The organism is Pseudomonas sp. P5_A2_2 (genome assembly GCF_054177685.1).
The window spans coordinates 1-2,433 of sequence record NZ_JBGCUL010000696.1 but is presented as its reverse complement, the minus strand read 5'-3'; the positions used below and the strand labels follow the sequence as shown (position 1 = coordinate 2,433).

At 64.2% G+C, this 2,433-nt stretch carries 2 protein-coding genes and 1 pseudogene; 1 reads left to right on the top strand and 2 read right to left on the bottom strand.

Annotated elements, in window-relative coordinates; genetic code table 11:
- A partial coding sequence (locus tag ACXRVY_RS24405) for a contractile injection system protein, VgrG/Pvc8 family (protein WP_458238462.1) occupies positions 1-660 on the top strand: 660 nt, incomplete at its 5' end.
- Positions 661-663: 3 nt separating this feature from the next.
- On the opposite strand, the gene ACXRVY_RS24400 is transcribed toward ACXRVY_RS24405, so the two are convergent.
- Complete coding sequence (locus ACXRVY_RS24400; RefSeq protein WP_223463833.1) at positions 664-2,055, bottom strand: FAD-dependent oxidoreductase; 1,392 nt, start codon at positions 2,053-2,055, stop codon at positions 664-666.
- Between the two features lie 68 nt (positions 2,056-2,123).
- Positions 2,124-2,433, bottom strand: a pseudogene (locus ACXRVY_RS24395) (MFS transporter); the annotation flags it as partial.

Below are 2,433 nucleotides of genomic sequence, written 5' to 3'. Positions count from 1 at the left end.
CAACAACATCGCGATCAGCTCAGCCGTCGGCAACTGGAGCGTCTGCGTTGTCGACACCTGCAGATCCACGGCCAAAGTAACCAGGGTGCATTACGCAGCGGCCGGATCGTTCAGGTGGCCGAACATCCATTGGCGAATTTCAATGATCAATGGCTGGTCACCGAAATTCGCCATCAGGGGTGTCATTCATCGATTCTGTTCGACGACTCACCGGGCATCACCCCGGGCTACTGCAATCAATTCAGCGCCATCCCCTGGTCGACAGTGTTCAGGCCCTCGCTCAAACAACCCAGGCCGAGCATTCCCGGGTATCAGCCCGGCCAAGTGTGCGGCCTGGTCGGGCAACCGCCGACGGTGGATGAGGATGGCCGGGTTCAGGTGAACCTCTGGCCCGCCACACAATCAGTCGCAGCGGCGTCCGATGGCCTGTGGCTGCCGCTGGCGCTGACCACCGCCGAGGACTGGATCGACCCGTCCCGCCTGCCCTTGGCCGGCAGCGAGGTACTGGTGATTTTCCTCGACAGTGACCCGGATCGCCCGGTGCTCTGTACGGCCATGGGCCCTGCGCCTCAACCTCGCCGCCCTCGCCCGCGTGAGCCCCGTGGCGATACCCGCCTGCTGTTCGACTGGCTGCTCAGCCGCTCGGACCTTGCGCCCTGAGATTCAGCCCTTGTCAGCCTTGCCGGCCGCAGCAGCGAACTGCGCCAAACGCACGTCCAGATGCCGTGGCCGACGCCCGTGATCCTCCGCACGCTCCTTGCGGCGGATGGCGTTGCGCACCATCAGCGAGCCGATGTAGCGAATCGGTTCCGGCGGGAAAAAACCCAGCGGTCCGTTGACCAGTGGCGAACGGGTCCAGGGGTTGTCCAGGCCCAGGACCATCGACGCCAGAATCTGCCCGCCCATATGGCAGGGCCCGACACCGCTGCCGGAGTAGCCAAAACCGTAGAACACATTGCCACTGGCGCTCATCTGCCCGAAAAACGGCAGCCCGGTCACCGAACGGTCCGACGGACCATTCCAGGTCGCTTCGACCTTGACGTCGGCAAACGCCGGGAAGAAATCCGCCAGGCTGTTCTGCAACAGACCGGCATAGGGTGAAGGCTGATCGAACACCGGCAGCATGCGTCCACCGTAAGCGAAGGTATTGCCACCCTTGCCCAGCATGATCCGGCCGTCCGGGGTGTTGTGATAGTAGTGCACGAAAATCCGCGAATCGAGCACCGTGACGCCGCTGGTCAGGCCGATTTCGTCGAGCAAATCCGGCCGTGGCTCGGTGATCAGCATGTCGCTGGAAACGATCGCCACGCTGCGTTCGAACTGCGGGAACGCCCGGGCCATCCAGGCGTTCATCGCCAGCACCACCCGGTCGGCGCGGACGGTGCCGCTGGGGGTTTGAATGCCCACCGGTTTGCCCTCTTCCAGCCCGGTCATCGCGGTGTTTTCGTGAATCCTCACGCCCAATTGCAGGGCGACCCGGCGCAGACCGCGCACCAGTTTGCCCGGTTGCACACTGGCCGCGGCTGGGGAAAACCAGCCTTCCAGGTGTTTGCTGGAACCGGCCATGCGCTGCACATCGGCCACCGGCCGCTGGGTGAACGAGTTGATGCCGTGGCGCTCCAGTGCGGCGATGACTGCATCGGTGGAGCCGCATTGCGCACGGTTGGTGGCGGTGTAGAGCGTACCGTCGAGGCGGTAATCGGCGTCCACCGCGTATTGCTCGCAGAAGGTGCCGATGGCATGGATGCTGCGCTCGGACTCCTTGACCAGGCGCACGGCCTCTCCGACGCCGAACAAACGCTCAAGGGTGAAATACTTGGCCGACCACGACAACGCACAACCGCCGTTGCGTCCACTGGCCCCCGCACCGCAGATGTCTGCCTCGATCAGCAGCACGTCCAGCTCGGGGTTCTGCTCCTTGAGCATGATCGCGGTCCACAACCCGGTATAACCGCCGCCGACGATGCACACGTCGGCGCGGCTGTCGCCTTCCAGTGGCGGACAGGTTTCGGATGCATCAGCCTTCAAGGCCTGGTCCAGCCAAAAGGGTCTCATGGGAAATCTCCAGTCAATGGCCCACACGCCAGCCTGCCGCAGGTGCAGCAGGCGACGCGGGGCAGGATTCAGGTACGCAGGGGTTTGATGGTCATCGCTTGATTGGGCACGTAGGCGAACTGAGTACCCAGGCCACTGGGGCGGCTGTTCCAGTGCGGGATCAACACCAGCGCGGAAAACATTGCGCAGCCGGCGAAGACGATGAACACGGTAACGGTGTCGAAGTAGCCCGGCAGCAGCCCGCCGAGAATCGCCCCGACCGAGCCGCAACCGTTGACGAAACCGGCTGCCGTGGCCCCCGCCTTGGCGGTGCCGAAGTCGATGGCGGCCGCGCCGCTGATCATCGAATCCGGTCCGTAGAGGGTCAGGCCCATGACG

Coding starts and splice junctions, on each gene's coding strand:
- ACXRVY_RS24400 (WP_223463833.1), bottom strand. CDS start 2,055: ATGAGACCCTTTTGGCTGGACCAGGCCTTGAAGGCTGATGCATCCGAA.